At 53.2% G+C, this 15,989-nt stretch carries 17 protein-coding genes; 13 read left to right on the top strand and 4 right to left on the bottom strand.

Annotated elements, in window-relative coordinates:
• The 9 genes from RWM61_RS18705 to RWM61_RS18665 all read left to right on the top strand — a co-directional run.
• Positions 1-474 (top strand): hypothetical protein (locus tag RWM61_RS18705; RefSeq protein ID WP_314003635.1); only part of this gene is annotated, 474 nt, incomplete at its 5' end.
• Positions 475-781: 307 nt separating this feature from the next.
• On the top strand, positions 782-2,764 hold the full coding sequence (locus RWM61_RS18700; protein WP_314003633.1) for a copper-translocating P-type ATPase: 1,983 nt from the start codon (positions 782-784) through the stop codon (positions 2,762-2,764).
• 2 nt (positions 2,765-2,766) lie between these two features.
• Positions 2,767-3,162: a cupredoxin domain-containing protein gene (locus tag RWM61_RS18695; protein ID WP_314003631.1), complete on the top strand. Its 396-nt coding sequence runs from the start codon at positions 2,767-2,769 to the stop codon at positions 3,160-3,162.
• Between the two features lie 268 nt (positions 3,163-3,430).
• On the top strand, positions 3,431-4,486 hold the full coding sequence (locus tag RWM61_RS18690; protein ID WP_314003629.1) for a zinc-binding dehydrogenase: 1,056 nt from the start codon (positions 3,431-3,433) through the stop codon (positions 4,484-4,486).
• Positions 4,487-4,518: 32 nt separating this feature from the next.
• Entirely contained in the window at positions 4,519-5,346 is an 828-nt protein-coding gene (locus tag RWM61_RS18685; RefSeq protein WP_314003627.1) for an AraC family transcriptional regulator, read from the top strand.
• A gap of 23 nt (positions 5,347-5,369) precedes the next feature.
• The gene (locus RWM61_RS18680) at positions 5,370-6,197 is read left to right on the top strand and encodes a sugar phosphate isomerase/epimerase family protein (protein ID WP_314003625.1); all 828 of its coding nucleotides are present in this window, start codon (positions 5,370-5,372) and stop codon (positions 6,195-6,197) included.
• A gap of 29 nt (positions 6,198-6,226) precedes the next feature.
• Complete coding sequence (locus tag RWM61_RS18675; protein ID WP_314003623.1) at positions 6,227-7,582, top strand: extracellular solute-binding protein; 1,356 nt, start codon at positions 6,227-6,229, stop codon at positions 7,580-7,582.
• Between the two features lie 83 nt (positions 7,583-7,665).
• Positions 7,666-8,547 carry a sugar ABC transporter permease gene (locus RWM61_RS18670; RefSeq protein ID WP_314003621.1) on the top strand — a complete coding sequence of 294 codons (882 nt, stop codon included), beginning with the start codon at positions 7,666-7,668 and terminating at the stop codon, positions 8,545-8,547.
• Between the two features lie 11 nt (positions 8,548-8,558).
• On the top strand, positions 8,559-9,389 hold the full coding sequence (locus RWM61_RS18665; protein WP_314003619.1) for a carbohydrate ABC transporter permease: 831 nt from the start codon (positions 8,559-8,561) through the stop codon (positions 9,387-9,389).
• Positions 9,390-9,507: 118 nt separating this feature from the next.
• On the opposite strand, the gene RWM61_RS18660 is transcribed toward RWM61_RS18665, so the two are convergent.
• Entirely contained in the window at positions 9,508-10,089 is a 582-nt protein-coding gene (locus RWM61_RS18660; protein ID WP_314003617.1) for a TetR/AcrR family transcriptional regulator, read from the bottom strand.
• A 157-nt stretch (positions 10,090-10,246) separates the two neighbouring features.
• Between RWM61_RS18660 and RWM61_RS18655 the strand changes: the two genes are divergently transcribed.
• Entirely contained in the window at positions 10,247-10,987 is a 741-nt protein-coding gene (locus tag RWM61_RS18655) for an HlyD family efflux transporter periplasmic adaptor subunit (protein WP_314003615.1), read from the top strand.
• On the top strand, positions 10,971-12,107 hold the full coding sequence (locus tag RWM61_RS18650; protein ID WP_314003613.1) for an ABC transporter permease: 1,137 nt from the start codon (positions 10,971-10,973) through the stop codon (positions 12,105-12,107). The genes RWM61_RS18655 and RWM61_RS18650 overlap by 17 nt, the downstream gene beginning before the upstream one ends.
• Before the next feature lie 39 nt (positions 12,108-12,146).
• Here RWM61_RS18650 and RWM61_RS18645 read toward each other — a convergent pair whose 3' ends face one another.
• Together RWM61_RS18645 and RWM61_RS18640 are read right to left on the bottom strand one after the other, a co-directional pair.
• Positions 12,147-13,667: a phospholipase D-like domain-containing protein gene (locus RWM61_RS18645; protein WP_314003611.1), complete on the bottom strand. Its 1,521-nt coding sequence runs from the start codon at positions 13,665-13,667 to the stop codon at positions 12,147-12,149.
• 187 nt (positions 13,668-13,854) lie between these two features.
• A complete protein-coding gene (locus RWM61_RS18640) occupies positions 13,855-14,061 on the bottom strand; it encodes a DUF1657 domain-containing protein (RefSeq protein WP_314003609.1) in 207 nt (68 codons plus the stop codon).
• A 202-nt stretch (positions 14,062-14,263) separates the two neighbouring features.
• Between RWM61_RS18640 and RWM61_RS18635 the strand changes: the two genes are divergently transcribed.
• The gene (locus tag RWM61_RS18635) at positions 14,264-15,124 is read left to right on the top strand and encodes a DUF421 domain-containing protein (protein ID WP_314003607.1); all 861 of its coding nucleotides are present in this window, start codon (positions 14,264-14,266) and stop codon (positions 15,122-15,124) included.
• Between the two features lie 52 nt (positions 15,125-15,176).
• Complete coding sequence (locus RWM61_RS18630) at positions 15,177-15,695, top strand: YhcN/YlaJ family sporulation lipoprotein (RefSeq protein ID WP_314003605.1); 519 nt, start codon at positions 15,177-15,179, stop codon at positions 15,693-15,695.
• 71 nt (positions 15,696-15,766) lie between these two features.
• On the opposite strand, the gene RWM61_RS18625 is transcribed toward RWM61_RS18630, so the two are convergent.
• Positions 15,767-15,892, bottom strand: coding sequence for a hypothetical protein (locus tag RWM61_RS18625; protein ID WP_314003602.1), 126 nt, complete (start codon positions 15,890-15,892; stop codon positions 15,767-15,769).
• Positions 15,893-15,989: the final 97 nt, after the last annotated feature.

Genomic DNA, 15,989 nt, shown 5'->3' with positions numbered 1-15,989 from the left:
CTTTTCAAAGACGAGACTCGATCAAGCGTGCGGTTTTATTTTCACAGAAAAAAAGGAATTACGCCCGAAAAAGCAAGACATTGGATCGGTCATCCGGTTTGCGTGGTCCTCAATGACGGGAGCTATTATGTGGGGATCGTTGAAGGTATCGATAACGACGAGTTGATCCTGTCCGGCGCGAAAGGCGGCGAAAAGATGAGTGGTTCCGGCCGCTCCAAAGGCCCAGCCCAAGTCAGCGGCTTATTGCAATCGATTTTCGGCGGCGGCCAAGCATTCAATCCGCCTGCAGGAAGCCCGGCCGGCGCTTTCAATCCATTCGCTGCGGGGGCGGCAGGAGGGAGGCAACCGGTGGCGGGGCCGGGGCCTGGCGGCGGCGGTTTCTTCGGGATGGTCAGACAAATGTGGCCGACCATCAGTTTCGGACTCCAAATGGTTAGAACGATCATGCCGTTAATGGGTGCTTTTAAGATTTAACACGCCGGAGCGCATCAAGTCATTATAGTCACGAAACTGCCATGAATACACAATTAGGATCAACGAGGAAAGAGCGTCGACATCTTGGCGGTCTTTTTTTTCGTATTAATCCTTATCATTTTCTAAGATTGGTCTCAGAAGCGGCTCAGCTTTGTTTTTTACGATTAAGCCATCATCAATAACGTCATTTTAGAAGGAAGGGAAACGTATGCATCAGCACACAGAGATGGCTCGCGCTCATGGCGGAAATTTGAACGAACCGGAAGCGGCGCAGGAAGAAACGGAATTTTCGGAGTATAGGACTTTAATGAACAAATGGTGGTTTGCCGCCGCGGTGTCGATTCCCACGATTCTGGTATCTTATCCGTACTGGTTTCCGGGAATCAGAGACTGGCTTCCCGTAGGCAGCAGCAGCTTATGGTGGGCGCGAGTGCTTATCGGGATATTGGCCATCCCCGTTATGTTCTGGAGCGGAAGCCAGTTTTTTCAAGGATTGTGGGAGGGCCTGAAGCATCGTTCCGCCAACATGCACACCTTGATCGCAGTCGGAATCGGGGCAGCCTGGCTTTATTCAACCGTTGCGCTGCTGTGGCCTTCCATGTTCCCGAACCCGGACATGGCGGAAATCTATTACGATGTTACAGCCGTAGTCACCGCTCTCGTCGTACTAGGAATGGCTTTGGAAGTCAAAGCCAAAGGGAAATCTTCAGAGGCCATCAAGAGACTCATTGAGCTCCAGCCGAAAAAAGCGGCTGTGCTCCGTGACGGGGCGGAGATCCAATTGCCGATCGAAGAGGTGGTCGTTGGAGATGTCATCGTTGTGCGGCCAGGCGAAAAAATTGCGCTTGACGGCGTGGTGGTGGAAGGCTCCTCATCGGTGGATGAATCGATGCTTACCGGCGAATCCCTGCCCGTGTTCAAAGAAATGGATCATGAAGTGTTCGGCGGCACTTTAAACAAAACGGGGAGCTTCATGTTCAAAGTGACCAAGGCGCAGAAAGAAACGGCTCTGGCCAACATCGTGGAAATGGTCAGGCAGGCGCAGGGGTCGCGCATCCCGATCCAGAAGGTCGTCGACCGGGTTTCGTCGGTTTTTACACCGGGCGTAATGATATTGGCCATATTGGGATTTGTGCTATGGTTCAATCTCGGTCCGCAGCCGCCGATCATCTATGCCATTATCGTCGCCGTTACGGTCCTGATCATTGCTTGCCCGTGCGCGCTTGGATTGGCAACGCCGATGTCTTTGACGACAGGCATTGGAAAAGGAGCCGAAAACGGCATTCTCATCCGCTCGGGCGAGGCGCTTCAAATTGCGGAAAAGCTGCACACCGTCGTCCTTGACAAGACGGGAACGATTACCGAAGGAAAGCCGATGTTAACCGATATTATCGCGGTCGGGCAGTTGCAGGAATCTGAAATATTGCAGCTCGGCGCGTCTATTGAGCAGGGATCGGAGCATCCCCTTGCCGGCGCGATTCTGGAGGGAGCGAAACAACGCGAGATCAGCCTTACGAAAGTAAATGGATTCAATGCGGTTGCGGGACACGGCGTGGAAGGCTGGATCGACGGGCGCCGCGTGCTGTTCGGAAACCTTAAATTCATGAAGCAGGAAGGAATCGAGCTGTCCGGCTTGCAAAATCATGCCAGCCGTTTGGCCGATGAGGGAAAAACGCCGATGTATTTGGCGGCGGACGGAAAAGCGGCAGGCATTATTGCAGTGGCGGATACCGTGAAGAAGGATTCGGCGCAAGCGATTAAACGGATGAAGAATATGGGGCTGGAGGTCGTGATGATTACGGGCGACAACGAGCGTACGGCCCGGGCAATCGCCAAGCAGGTCGGCATCGATCGCGTCCTTGCCGATGTGCTGCCCCAGCATAAAGCCGAGCACGTACTGCGGCTGCAGAATGAAGGCAAAAAGGTGGCGATGGTCGGGGACGGCATTAACGACGCCCCGGCGCTTACCCAAGCGGACGTCGGTATTGCCATCGGCACGGGCACAGACGTGGCCATTGAAGCCAGCGACATCACGTTGATGAAGGGTAATTTGAACGGTGTGGTCCACGCGATCCAGATCAGCCGCGCCACCATGAAAAATGTGTACCAGAATCTGTTTGGGGCTTTCATCTACAACGCGCTGGGTCTTCCGGTCGCCATGGGCATCCTGTACCCGTTCTTGGGACTGCTGCTTTCCCCGCTGATCGCCGCGGCAGCCATGGCTTTCAGTTCCCTGACCGTCGTGGCCAACGCGAACAGACTGCGCAAGTTTAAATTAAGGGAGGGTTGAGCATGAGTATTTCGCAATGGATCGTGACGTTGACCGGGCTATTACTGATCGCGTTGATTTCCTGGTTCTTCTGGGGACCGAAAAAAGGAGGCAGCCGGGCGGAAATCAATACCTCCGGTTACCAGGTGGCGCGCATCCTCGTCAAAGGAGGATATACACCCGACACGATTGTCGTGCAAAGCGGAAAACCGGTACGGCTTGAATTTCTAAGAGAGGAAAAATCGGCTTGCTCCGAAATGGTGGTCTTCCCTGACTTCCAGAAAAGCATGATGCTTCCGGTCGGCCAGAAAGTGGCGGTTGATCTGCTGCCGAACAAAGCGGGAAGCTTCTCGTTCACCTGCCAAATGGGAATGTACAGGGGAATGATGATCGTCAAAGATGCGGCAACAAAATCGTAGCCTCAAGCCGGACGAAGGACACGCGCATCGCATGCCGGCCATAAACATGAACGCCTATGCTGCCGCCGCTCACTAAGGAAGTGAGCGGCGGTTTTGTGTCCCGGCGTATCGTTGTTCCGCCACGCCCTGCCGGGTTCATTCGACCTGTAAAAATGATAAAAACGGATGTATCAAAACCAATCTCAATTCGTCCATCCCGTATTATAATAAATGTAAGCGCTTAAATCGTTCAATGCCTACGATACACACAGGACGGAGGAAAAACAGGATGAAGCAGCTGGTAGCCGTTGCGCCCCGAAAAGCGGCGTTGCTGGAGGTCGAAACGAGGGCGATTCAACCGGATGAAGTGAGAGTCCGGGTCGAGTATGCCTCGCCGAAGCATGGCTCTGAATTGGCGGCGTTCCGCAATGAAAGCCCCCATATCAACGAGTATTACGATGAGGCGTGGCTCGCTTTTCTCCCGAGAACGAACAAAGTGGAAAGCCACGGCAATTTCGGCAAATGGAATCTCGGCAATCAGTGGGTCGGCGTTATCTCCGAAGCGGGAAGCCAGGTGCGCGATTATGCCGTGGGCGACCGGGTGTGCGGCTACGGCGGCATCCGCGAGGAGCATATCGTGAAGGCGGTCGACAACTATTATTTGCTGAAAATGCCGGACGGCATGTCGTGGAAAAATGCCGTCTGCTTCGATCCGGCGCAATTCGCGCTGGGAGGCATTCGCGACAGTCATCTGCGGGCCGGCGATGCGGTCGCCGTATTCGGGCTCGGCGCGATCGGCCAAATCGCCGCGCAGATGGCTAAACGGGCCGGCGCAGGTTACGTTGCGGTAGTCGATCCGATTGCCGGCAGACGGGAAGCCGCCCTCCGGGCGGGAGCCGATGCCGCGTTCGACCCGACCGCCGACGATGTCGGCCTGGAGCTGAAGAAAGCGACGAACAGGCTTGGCGTCGATGTGATCATCGAGACGAGCGCGAACGAATTCGCCCTGCAGCAATCGCTGCGCGGCCTTGCCTACGGCGGAACGATCGCGTACGTCGGCTGGGCAAGACCGTTCAAGGGCGGCATGGACTGGGGCAGGGAAGCGCACTTCAACAATGCCAGGATCGTTTTCTCCCGTGCCTGCAGCGAGCCGAATCCGGATCATCCGCGCTGGAGCTGGCGCCGCATCGAGGCCGTCTGCTGGGACATGTTGAAGAAAGGGCTTATCGATTGCGATGAAATCATCTCGCCGGTCATTCCGTTTGAGGAGTCGCCGGACGGCTACGAGAGCTATGTGGATCGGCATCCCGAGCGAAGCATCAAATTAGGCGTCAAGCTGGTGTGACGAATGTCAGTAGTCGGGAGGAGTGCGATAGCTTGGATCAGCTCAAGTTTCTGCTTGGCCATGCGGAATTGAAGGTGCTGGAATTCGATACGCATACCCGTACCGAAATGAAGCAGTTCGGCCGCTGCGTGCCCTATGCGATCATGTCTTACCACAAGACGGGCGAGGCGAAGCTGCGCATCGACGATACGGTTCACCACATCGGGCCCGGCACGGTCGTTTACATACCTCCGAACGTCGAGCACGACCATTACAAATGCACGCCCGAGGCGACCGTGTTCTTGTGGTGGCATTTCGACTACAAAATCGCCAATCTGGTCGATGTGCTGCAGCTTTTTCATATTCCCCAAACGTTCAAGCTCAAGAATAACGATCAATTCGAGTACGTGTTCCAGCAGTTTATGGATTCCACGCAAGATGCCAAAATACTGCCCTCGACCGTCCTCAAGCAAGCAAAAGCGATGGAACTGCTCTACATACTGCTCGACAACGCGATTTCCGAAGAGGATGCCTTTATCGACACGCCTTCGGAAAACTTTATCGATGTTTTGGCGAAAATCGTCCGGCATCCGGAACGTCCGCTCTCCCTGCAGCAGCTGGCCGCGGAAATGCATATGCATCCGACCTATATTTGCAACCGGTTTAAGGAACTGTTCGGCAAATCTCCTATTCAGACCCAAAAGGAACTGAAAATCCGCAAGGCGCAAACGCTGCTGCAGACGACGGAGCTGTCGGTCACCGAAATATCGGAGCTGCTCGGCTTTAATGAAATCCAGCATTTCTCACGGTTGTTCAAATCGTATATCCGCGTATCGCCCTTGGAGTACCGTTCCATTTATAAAAAAATGCAGCACGCATAAGAGTCGACGGGAGGATGCAAAAAATGAAATTTGCCTTGCAGGACAGTTTGCTGCAGCACGGCGGAGATTACAGGCAAGCGTTTCGAACCGCCATGGAGTTGGGATACGACGGTGTGGAGATCACGTTTTTCGGCAAGCCCCTCGACGATGAAGCGACCGGCGCCATCCATGCCGCGAGCCAGGCGGCGGGTATTCCCGTCTCCGCCGTGTGCGGAGGCTATGCGCACTGGATCGGCGACTTCGAGAAAGACAAGCGGCTGCAGGCGGTGGAGGATATCAAAGCTTCGCTCCGGCAAATCGCAGCCCTGGGAGGAGGCGGGCTGATCGCGCCGGCGGCCTACGGCATGTTTACCGCGAATCTGCCGCCCTACACGGCGCCGCGCAGCAGGGATGAGGACGACCAGGCGCTGACGGACTCGCTTCAGCGTATAGCGGAAGGGGCCGAAGCCTGCGGCGTGACCTTCTATCTGGAACCTCTTAACCGCTATGAGGATCACATGGTCAATACGGCCGACAAGGCAGCCGCGCTTGCCGGTATGGTGGGCAGCGATCGCGTTCGCGTCATGGTGGACACGTATCATATGAACATTGAAGAAAGCGATCCGCTGGCCAGCGTGGTAAAGCATTATTCCGAAATCGGTTATTATCACTTGTCCGACAGCAACCGGTTCCAGCCGGGCAAAGGGCATGTCGATTTTTCAAGACTTCTGACGTTTCTGAAGGAGAAGGGATATAACGGGTTTCTTTCGCTGGAATGCCGCTTGGACGGGGAAAGGAGGGACAGTCTTCGCGACTCGCTGCAGATTATGAAAGCTTGTCTGAAAGGCGCAGCCGCTTCGCCGCCGTATTAAGCTCAAATCAATGAACGAGGGGGATTGCAATGCGAAACAAATCGTTGAAGATTGTCTCTGTATGTGTGCTGGTCCTGTTGATACTGTCGGCCTGCTCGGCCAAAGCCCCTGCCGGCTCCGGCAACGCCGGCGACGACGGCGCCTCCGGGACAGCGAACGAAACGTCCGGCAACGCCGGTAACAAGCCTTCAGGCGGAACCGTTACCGTCACGATGTGGGATAATTTTACCGACCCGGCTACCTCGAAAGTGCTCGACGGCATCGTGGCCAAGTTCGAGGAACAGAACCCCGGCATCAAGGTCAAACGCACGAAGATGAAGAACGACGACATCCGCACGACGATCAAGCCGGCGCTCACGAGCGGCAAGGGGCCGGACATTTTCAACTACGACGCGGGTCCCGGCTATTTGGGCGTGCTTGCGAAATCAGGATTGGCACTGGACCTGAGCGAATATGCCGATAACTACGGGTGGCGGGAAAGATTCCCGGCGTGGGTGAACGAACGCGTCACCTTTGACGGCAAGATGTACGGCATCGGCAATGAGATCGAACTGATCGGCGTTTACTACAATAAGAAAATATTCCAGGAGCTCGGGGTACAGGTGCCGACGACGTATGAGCAATTTCTTGAAATTGCCCGAAAGGCGAAGGAAAAAGGGCTGACCGCGATTTCCTTCGACGATAAAGACCAGTGGCCCGCTTTCCACCTGGAAAGCGTGTTCTACACGGCCGTGGCGGGAAAAGATAAAATTACGGAGGTATTGGAGAAGAAGGCAAGCTTCGACCAACCGATTTTTGCGGAAGCGCTGGATACGTTCTATCAGTTAATCAAGGACGGCTATGTATCTCCGAATCCGCTTTCCGTATCTTACGATGACGGCAACAAAGAGTTCTACTCGGGCAAGGCGGCCATGCGGATAACAGGCACCTGGATGGTCGGAGGCATGGTGGAAAATATGAAGGACAACGTCGGCTTTTTCATCCTGCCGTCCGTCAAGCCGGAGCTGCCGTTGACCGCGCCGGGCGGCATCGGAGGCGCCATGGTCGTGTCGGGCAAAACGAAGGTTCCGGAGGAAACCGTCAAGTTCCTCGATTTCATGTTCAAGGAAGAAAACGCGAAGAACTGGTACGAGAACAGCAAAATCCCGCCGTTGGAGATCGACGTTGCCACCTTGAACGTCAACCCGCTCTTTAAAGAGGTGGTGGCGATGGCCAATACGTCTGCGGGACTCTCCTACAATATTGACGTGCTGATGCCGCAAAAGGTGAACAGCATTACGCAAAACGCGATGCAGGAGCTGATTGCCGGCAAGAAAACCGGCGCCGAAGTGGTGAAACTCAAGCAGCAGGCGCTCGAAGAAGAAATCGCGGCAGGCAATTATTGACGGGCGACAGCAGGCAGCGGCGGCAGGCTCCGGGCCGTACCGCTGCCTTTCTTTTATTCCATCGGAAGGATGTGGGTTGAGGTATGGCCTTCATCAACAAATTCAAGCGATTCAAGCCGGTGCTGTTTATCGTTCCCGCGCTGTTTTTTTATCTGGTATTTATGGTGATCCCCATTTTCCGGACGGTGCAGTTCAGTTTTTACAGCTGGGACGGCGCAAGCCCGGTCATGGATTTCGTAGGCTTTGACAACTACGCGCGGATGGCGGGCGACCCGCTGTTTTGGCGTTCGCTCCTCCATAATATATTCTGGATCGTATCCACCATCGTCCTTCCGGTCGGCGCGGGCCTCATCCTGGCGGTCATGCTCTCCTCGCATCTGGTAAAGCGCAAGGTGGTGTTCCGGGTTACGTATTTCATGCCGGCCGTCCTGTCGCTGGTCGCCGTCGGCATCGTCTGGAACTGGATCTACCACCCGGATTTCGGGGTCGTCAACGTGTTTTTCCGGATGCTTGGGCTCGATTCGCTCGCCAAGCCGTGGCTCGGCAACGAGAATACGGTGCTCCCCTCGCTGATCGTGGCAGGGAGTTGGACGTATTACGGCTTCTGCATGGTCGTCTTTTTGGCGGCCATCCAGGGAATCGACAGAAGCTACTACGAGGTGGCCCGCATCGAAGGCGCCAATGTGCTGCAAACCTTTTTCAGAATTACGGTCCCGCTGCTGCGAAATACGATCACGCTGCTCGTGCTCAATTCGCTGATCGGCTCGTTTAAAGTGTTCGATATCATTTTTCTGATGACGAAAGGCGGGCCGTTCCATTCCTCGGATGTTATCGCCACTTATATGTATACGCAGGCGTTTCAAATGAACGATATCGGCTACGGGTCGGCCATCTCGATTGCGCTGGCCGTCATCATCGCCGGTTGTTCGATCGTTTATATCCGCTTCGCCGAACATCAGGGATAGGAGGGGTCGCAGTGGCTCATGGGGAACGTCTGAAGGCAATGACACTGTACGCCATCTTGATTGTATTTCTGATTATTTCCGTACTGCCGATTTTCTGGTTTGTGATGGTTGCGCTCAAGGATGCGGCGGAGCTGAACAGCAATCCCTTCGCCCTGCCGAAGGCGATCACCTTGGACAATATTATAGAAGCCTGGACGGTCGGCAAAATGAAGCGATATTTCGTGAACAGCGTGATCGTTGCGGTGCCGCGCGTATTCGCCATCCTGGTGCTTGCTACCCTGGCGGGCTACGCGTTCGGGAAATTGAAGTTTCCGGGCAGAGACCCGTTGTTCTATTTTATTCTGATCGGCATGATGGTCCCGATTCAGGCCATGGTCATTCCGCTCTATTACACGATGCAGAATTTGGGCTTGATCAATACGTATTGGGCGCTCATCATTCCCAGCTTAGGACTTGCGATGCCGTTCGCGATCTTCATGATGAGGGCATTTTTCCGCGATATACCGGACGATATGATGGACTCCGCCAAAATCGACGGCTGCGGCGACTTCAAAACGTTTCTGTACATCATGCTGCCCCTTATGGTGCCGGCCGTCACGTCGCTGCTCGTGTTCGAGTTCGCCGCGTCGTGGAACGAATTTTTGCTGCCGCTGTTGTTCGTTTACGAAGATACCTACCGCACGCTGCCGCTCGGCTTGATGTATTTTTCCGGCGAATATACGACCAACCAGTCGCTTGTTGCGGCCGGCGTGACGATCGCGGTCGTGCCGATTATTATCGTGTACGTCATTTTCCAGCGGAAATTTATCGAAGGCATCACGGCCGGTTCGGTAAAAGGGTGAGCGCGGAGCTCTCCGGGCTGACGGATCTCGTGAAAGAGTTGGGACAGGCTCGGAGGCAGCTGTTCCAGCTCTTTATTTGTGATCTCGTTTACTGCAGGATTGTTCATTCTGATTGGGCTCACTTAGCCGTTTGAACGGACAGAATTTCTTTCGTGATCAGTGTTTTGCAAGAGCTGAGAATGTTCCGGCTCAGATCCGGGTCGGACACCGAACGAGATAGCAAGAGGGATCCGACCATGGTGGAGAGAAAGGCCGCACCTTGGTCCCGGCTGATCGTTCCAAGGCTAGTGAGAAACGAAATGAAACGCCGGATTTCTTCCGTGAACACCTCACGGATGTCGTCGGAGGAGCGGGATATTTCTCCCGCAAGCGATGGAATGATGCATCCTTCGTCGGGATGATCGCGATGCGAATCGCTTAAATAAAACTCGACTACGGCCTGCAGTCCTGCCGGGTCGCCGTTGTTCATCGCGATCTGCTGAAGACGATCGATCGTATCCTCAATCGCCTTACTGCATACTTCGGCCACCAGTTGGTCCTTGTTTTTGAAGTGCGCGTAAAATCCGCCATGCGTCAGACCCGCTCCGTTCATTAGGCGCGGGACGCTTACTTCTTTAATTCCGTTGGTGCGAAACTCGTGCGCCGCGCTGTCCAATATTTTTTTGCGGACCTTCATTTTGTGCGATGTCGTGTAAGGCATCTTAATCACCCGGTTTCTTATGGCATCATCATATATATTATAATCATCATATTTTTTAGTCAAGCAAATGGAAACAACAAGCCGGCTCTTGACGGCAGCTGAATATGATGATAATAATATTTATGATGTTTATAATATAAAAGGAGCTGGGAAGAAGATGAGCAAACAAAAGGTTATTGCAGCCGTAGTTGCCGTGCTGCTGATCACGGGGGGATGGCTGCTGCTGGCGAACGGCAAAGATGCGGTATCGGTAGCGGAGAGAACGAAAGCGGGGATCTTGCAGGCCGAACAATGGACCGTTCTGTATCAAGGAATTCCCGGTACGGTTGCCGAAATAAACGCGGACGCCGGCACGGCTGTGAAGACGGGGGACCGGATCGCATCCATGGATGCCGCCGACCTTGAGCTGCAGATCCGGCAGTTGGAGGCGGGGCTGGAGCAGACGGGCGAACAGCAGGGAAGTCAGCAAAAGCAGCTGCAACTGCAGCTTCAAACGCTTGAACGACAAAAGGGGCGCATGAACATTTTGTCCCAAGCGGAGGGTAAAGTAATTAACGTGTTGGTTCGTAAAGGAGACTTCATCGCAACGGGGACGCCTGTAGCGATTGTACAGAACGAACGTTTCTTCATGGATTTGTACATAAACGAGGAGGATATTGAAAGGTTCCGGGAAGGCGAATCGATTCCGCTTGCCTTTCCCGCGTTGGATGAGCGCCGGGAAGGCGTAATCAAACGCGTGTCGCCGGCTCCGCAATTTGCTTCTCTGCGCATGAGCCGCGAAAGAGGATTGTCCGATATCGCCATGTTCCAGGTTAGAGTAGAACTGGAGCAGACGGAAGAAGGGACGTTGCTGCCAGGCTTGACTGCGGAGGTGGATCTCGATGAACTCGCTCCTTGATGAATGGCGTTTCGTTACACAAGGCTCCTACTGGCGGTCAATAATTCTCTCTCCGCTTATCGCGGCGGCTTTTTTCGGCTCCATGTTCTCGAACAACCAGCTCAGTGAAGCGCGGGTCGCGGTCATTGATCAGGATCATACGGCATATGCCCGGCAGCTCATCGAGAAAATCGACGCCTCGCAGTATATGAATGTGGCCGGTATTTATGCGAATATGAAGGACCCCGATGATCTGTTGGCCGATGAAGATTATACGGCCGTTATCTACCTGCCCGCCGGATTAGAGCAGTTGCGGATCGCCGGTAAACCGGCAACGATCGGAATCGAAATGGATAACACGATGCCGTCGGCCTTGACGAACATCCGAAGCGCGATTCAGGAGGTCGTAATGACGGAAAATATTACGGCATCCACCGCGGCATTAAGAACGATGGGGCTTCCCGATAACCGGGTTTCGGGCCTTGTAACGCCGATTTCTCTTCAGCAAAGGCTGTTATACAATCCGACTTCGTCGTTCATCGGCTTTATGGTTCTCGGGTTCGTCAATATCGTAGCTCTGATGATTACAACGACTGCCGCCGGTTCGGTCGTTCCAAGGCTGCGCCAGGAAGGAAGGCTGGAGGAGGAAGCCCAAAGGCCGATCGGCCTGCTGATGCGGATGCTTCCCTATTCCTTCCTGACTTGCGTCTCGTTGCTTCTGAGCTATGGTTTGCTGAAGCAGGTTGGAGGCATGCGGTTTGTCGCGGAGCCCTATTGGTTCATTATTCCTTTATTCGCATATACGACCGCAATGTCGTTCCTGGGTATGGTAATCGGATGGTCGGCGCGGGATCGCGCGAAAATGGCGCTTCGAACGAATGTGATCCTGTATCCGTCGTTTTTGGTGACCGGCGTTCAGATTGCACCCGCGATTTTCCCGTACTTTTTCCAGCTCACCGCTTTGCCTTTGCCGATGACGTGGTTGAATAAAATCTTAAGAGGCATGGCCTTCAGGGGAGGAGACTTGTATTTTTATGCCCGGGAAATCGGCGCGCTGCTGCTTATTACAGGTATCTGCATCATGGTTATCGTTTTCTTTGCTTCCCGTGTAAAAGAACCTGTTGCGAGCTTGTCCGATTGAAACAGGAGCAGCAGTCTTCTTGCATCGTTTTAAACGAGGCTACAGCATGGGGGACAGCAGGCGCGCACTTTGCTCAATAATTCGCTGTGGAAGGGAGCGCTGCAGCAAATCCTCGATGCGCAACTGCACGGAATCAGTGAGATCGCGTTCGAATTGCTCCGTCAGTTCCTGCGCCACTTCGGTACTATACAGCATTTCGCACGCATTGTACTCCAGACGAAAACTTCTCAAATCATAGTTTGAGGAGCCTACGTTGGAAATTTCCCCATCCATGACCATCACCTTCGCATGCAACATGCCTTTGTTGTACATGTAGATATCGACACCGGCTTCCAACAGTTCTCCGAAGTAGGTGCGGCCGGCAAGGTCCGCTATTTTTTGATCCGAACGGCGCGGGACCAGCAATCTCACTCGCACACCGCGTGCCGCGGCAGTCTTTAACGCCATGATGACATCTGCCTCGGGCACAAAATAGGGGGTGGTGATGTCAAGGGATTGGGCCGCTTGCGTCAGGCAAATGAAGTAGACCTCCCGGATGATTGGAGTAGGAATTCCAGGGTTCCCTTCAAATGTTTGTACGTACGCTTCCCGGGACATCTTTGCGATCGGGACGGTGTCAACGCCGGTGTCATTCATGGCACCCAATTCAGTTGCCCATTCTGCCAAACCTCCGATAACAACAGCCTTGCCCGGTGGAGCGATGCGTTGATTTGCGCCCTCAACAGGCTTTAACGGCCCTACGGCTTTTGTGTTCCGGCGTGCCCGCGTTTTCTTCCGTTCCGGCGAAGCGGTATTCCAATGGGCGTCGAAGACAGCCTGCAAATCATCTGCAGCCTCACCTGAAATTCGCATATGGGTGTCGCGCCAGAACCCAACGTTCGGTTTCAATCCGGTATACTCATATCCGATGTTGATTCCGCCTGTAAAAGCTTCCTTTCCGTCGATCACGACCACTTTACAATGATCCCGGTAATTCCAAATGGACAGCACCCAAGGGAAGCGCACGGGAAAAACCGTACGGCAGTCAATGCCCGCATCCAGCATCCGAATGATCTGGGTTCGCGGAAATTGCCGGCTTCCCCAGCCGTCTTTCATAAAGCGGACCCGCACACCGGCCATGGCCCGTTGGATCAGCAGATCCGTGATCCTTCTGCCGATTTGGTCATCCCGGTATAAGAAATATTCCACGTCAATCGTTCTTTTCGCATCCCGGATGGATTCGATAAGTGCCTGATAGGTTTCAATGCCGTTGATAAGCACCTGAACTCGGCCCGTTCGAAGGCCGTTCACGGTGAAACGCCGCAAAGCATGAGCGATGATCGTAGCTGAACGGCTGAACGAATCGGGCAGCGTGTCCGACATATTGTCCGGGGACATTAACCGTTCCCGACGAATGCGCACGGGATTTGTTGTGCTGACATACAGACCGAATCCTAGGACAGGAAAAATGAGGCAGATGGCTAGCCAGCACAAAGCCTTGGCCGGCCTGCGCACCTCCCGGATCGCGACGATGAGCATAAAAAGCGTATTGATTAGATACAGCCATAGAAGCCACATCAATTGTCATTCCTCCCTTGTTTATCCCATACAATGCCCAAGCCGTGATGTGTGCATACGGGGTTTGACATAACCGTTGTCCCAACCGCTCAAGAAAACAATTCCAGGCAAATAAAAACACTGACAACCCCAACCGAGGACGGTTGGGGTTGTCAGTGTTTTATTTTCTAAAGCTTGGCTGTCCGACTTTTTAAAAACCTTTATATTGCGGTTCTTCATTCTCCAATTGCTGAACGCGATTTTCCACGTCCTGAAGGATTTGCGCGGTTTGTTGCGCTGCGCTGGAAAAAAGCGTTTTCGCTTCTTGATTTTGTGTTTCTAAAGCAAACTGCTCCAGACTAGCTTGAGCGCTTTTCAAAGAAGCTACGCAGGTTTTGACTTGAGAAGCAACGGTCATTCGATTCACCTCCCTCCAACCCGGTTTAATATTTCCGCCTCTCCCCCAAAACATACGGTTCAGATGCAGCCATACAAACGAAGAGGTCAGCCGGCGTACAATTACCGTTCAGCAAATTTTAACAGGGTCATGTATGAATCGTAAGGAGAGGGGGTATCTTTACTTCTGTTCACAATTGCAAATTGGAAAGAAGGAAACAGTCATGCCGGAATGGTTGGAAATTGCGTGGCGAACACTTTTAGCTGTTGCTGTTCTCTTTGCGATGACGAAGCTGTTGGGTAAACGGCAGGTGTCCCAGCTCTCCTTGTTCGAATACATCACCGGGATCACGATCGGCAGCCTCGCCGCTTACGTATCGTTAGACTTGGAGGCCACCTGGTATCTGGGCCTTGTTTCGATGGCGGTTTGGGTCGGTGTTACCTTGGGGATGGAATTCTTACAGTTAAAAAGCAAGACGGTAAGGGACATCCTAGACAGCAAAGCAACCGTACTCATCAAGGATGGCAAGATTATGGAAGATAACTTGAAAAAGGAACGGCTTACCACGGATGAACTCATGGAGCAGCTGCGAACCAAGAAGGTGTTCAAAGCGGCCGACGTCGAATTTGCCGTCATGGAACCAAGCGGCGACATCAACGTTCTGTTAACGAAAGAAAACCAGCCGTTAACCCCCAAACATTTGGGCATTAAAGTCTCACCCGAACAAGAGCCTCAAACGGTCATCATGGATGGGCAAATCATGGACGAGCCGCTTGCGACGATTGGTTTAAACCGGGAGTGGCTGGATGCGGAACTGGAAAAATTGGGCGTTGCGATTGAGAACGTATTTCTCGGTCAGGTCGATTCTTATGGCCAGTTATATGTCGATTTGTTCGATGACCAGATCAAAGTGCCTGAGCCGCAGAAGAAAGCCGCTCTCCTCGCAACCTTGAAGAAATGCGAAGCGGATCTTGAAATGTTTGCCCTCTCGACGAAACAGCAAAAAGTGAAACGGATGTACCGGGAATGTTCAAAAAACCTGGAAAAGGTCATTGATGAAGTCAAACCGTTACTGACTCGATAGCAGTGTGAATAAGATGGGAAACCCAATGGGAAAATAAAATGGGCACCTAAACTTGGCATACAAGGAGAAGATGACACTGACAACCAAAGTATTCACGAAGATGGTTATTGCCGTAACGCTCGCGATGCTTCCGGTCCTTGCAACGGGATGCGGCAACAATGGCGGCAACAACGGTGACAATGATGGCGTAAAGCAGCAAGGAACGGTCCGGCAGCAAGCGAATACGAACAATGCGAATGATCGCATTCGAGTTGCGGATCGAGCGGCGGAAAAAATAGCGGCAATTCCAGCAGTAGAACAAGCCAATGTGCTGGTCACGCAACGCAATGCTTATGTTGCCGCGGTATTGGATGATACCCGGGATCGGCTCAGCCGGAAAATCGAAGATCAAATCGCCGCCAAAGTGAGGGAAACGGATCCGAGCATTCAAAATGTATATGTATCGACCAATCCGGATTTTGTCGACCGAATCAATACGTACGTGAGAGATGTGCGGCAAGGAAGGCCGGTTGCCGGTTTTGTTGATGAATTTAATGAGATGGTGCAGCGGATATTTCCCAACGCGCGATAACCGTAACGCGGAACAGGATAAATCCCCTATGATCCGAAGATCAAAGGGGATTTTTGCCCTGCCATCGTCTTTTATCGCGGCGTTCTGTTTCTTCCGGCGAACGACTGGATTTGCGACATCAGCCGTTGACGGGCGCTTTTGTTGCGCATCAGATAAGCGGCTCCCATGCCAAGTGCGGTGAACAATGCTTTTCTCATTTTCATTACCTCCCCGGAAAAGTCTTTGCATGCTGCTTTATTATCCTAAATTCCCGACCAAATTATACCTACACGGGCTCGTTGACGGTAAAAGCTT

The sequence above is a fragment of the uncultured Paenibacillus sp. genome (assembly GCF_963515335.1).
Lineage (GTDB): Bacteria > Bacillota > Bacilli > Paenibacillales > Paenibacillaceae > Paenibacillus_I.
Note: the sequence above shows the minus strand (reverse complement) of the source record. Positions and strands in the feature narration are given on the sequence as shown.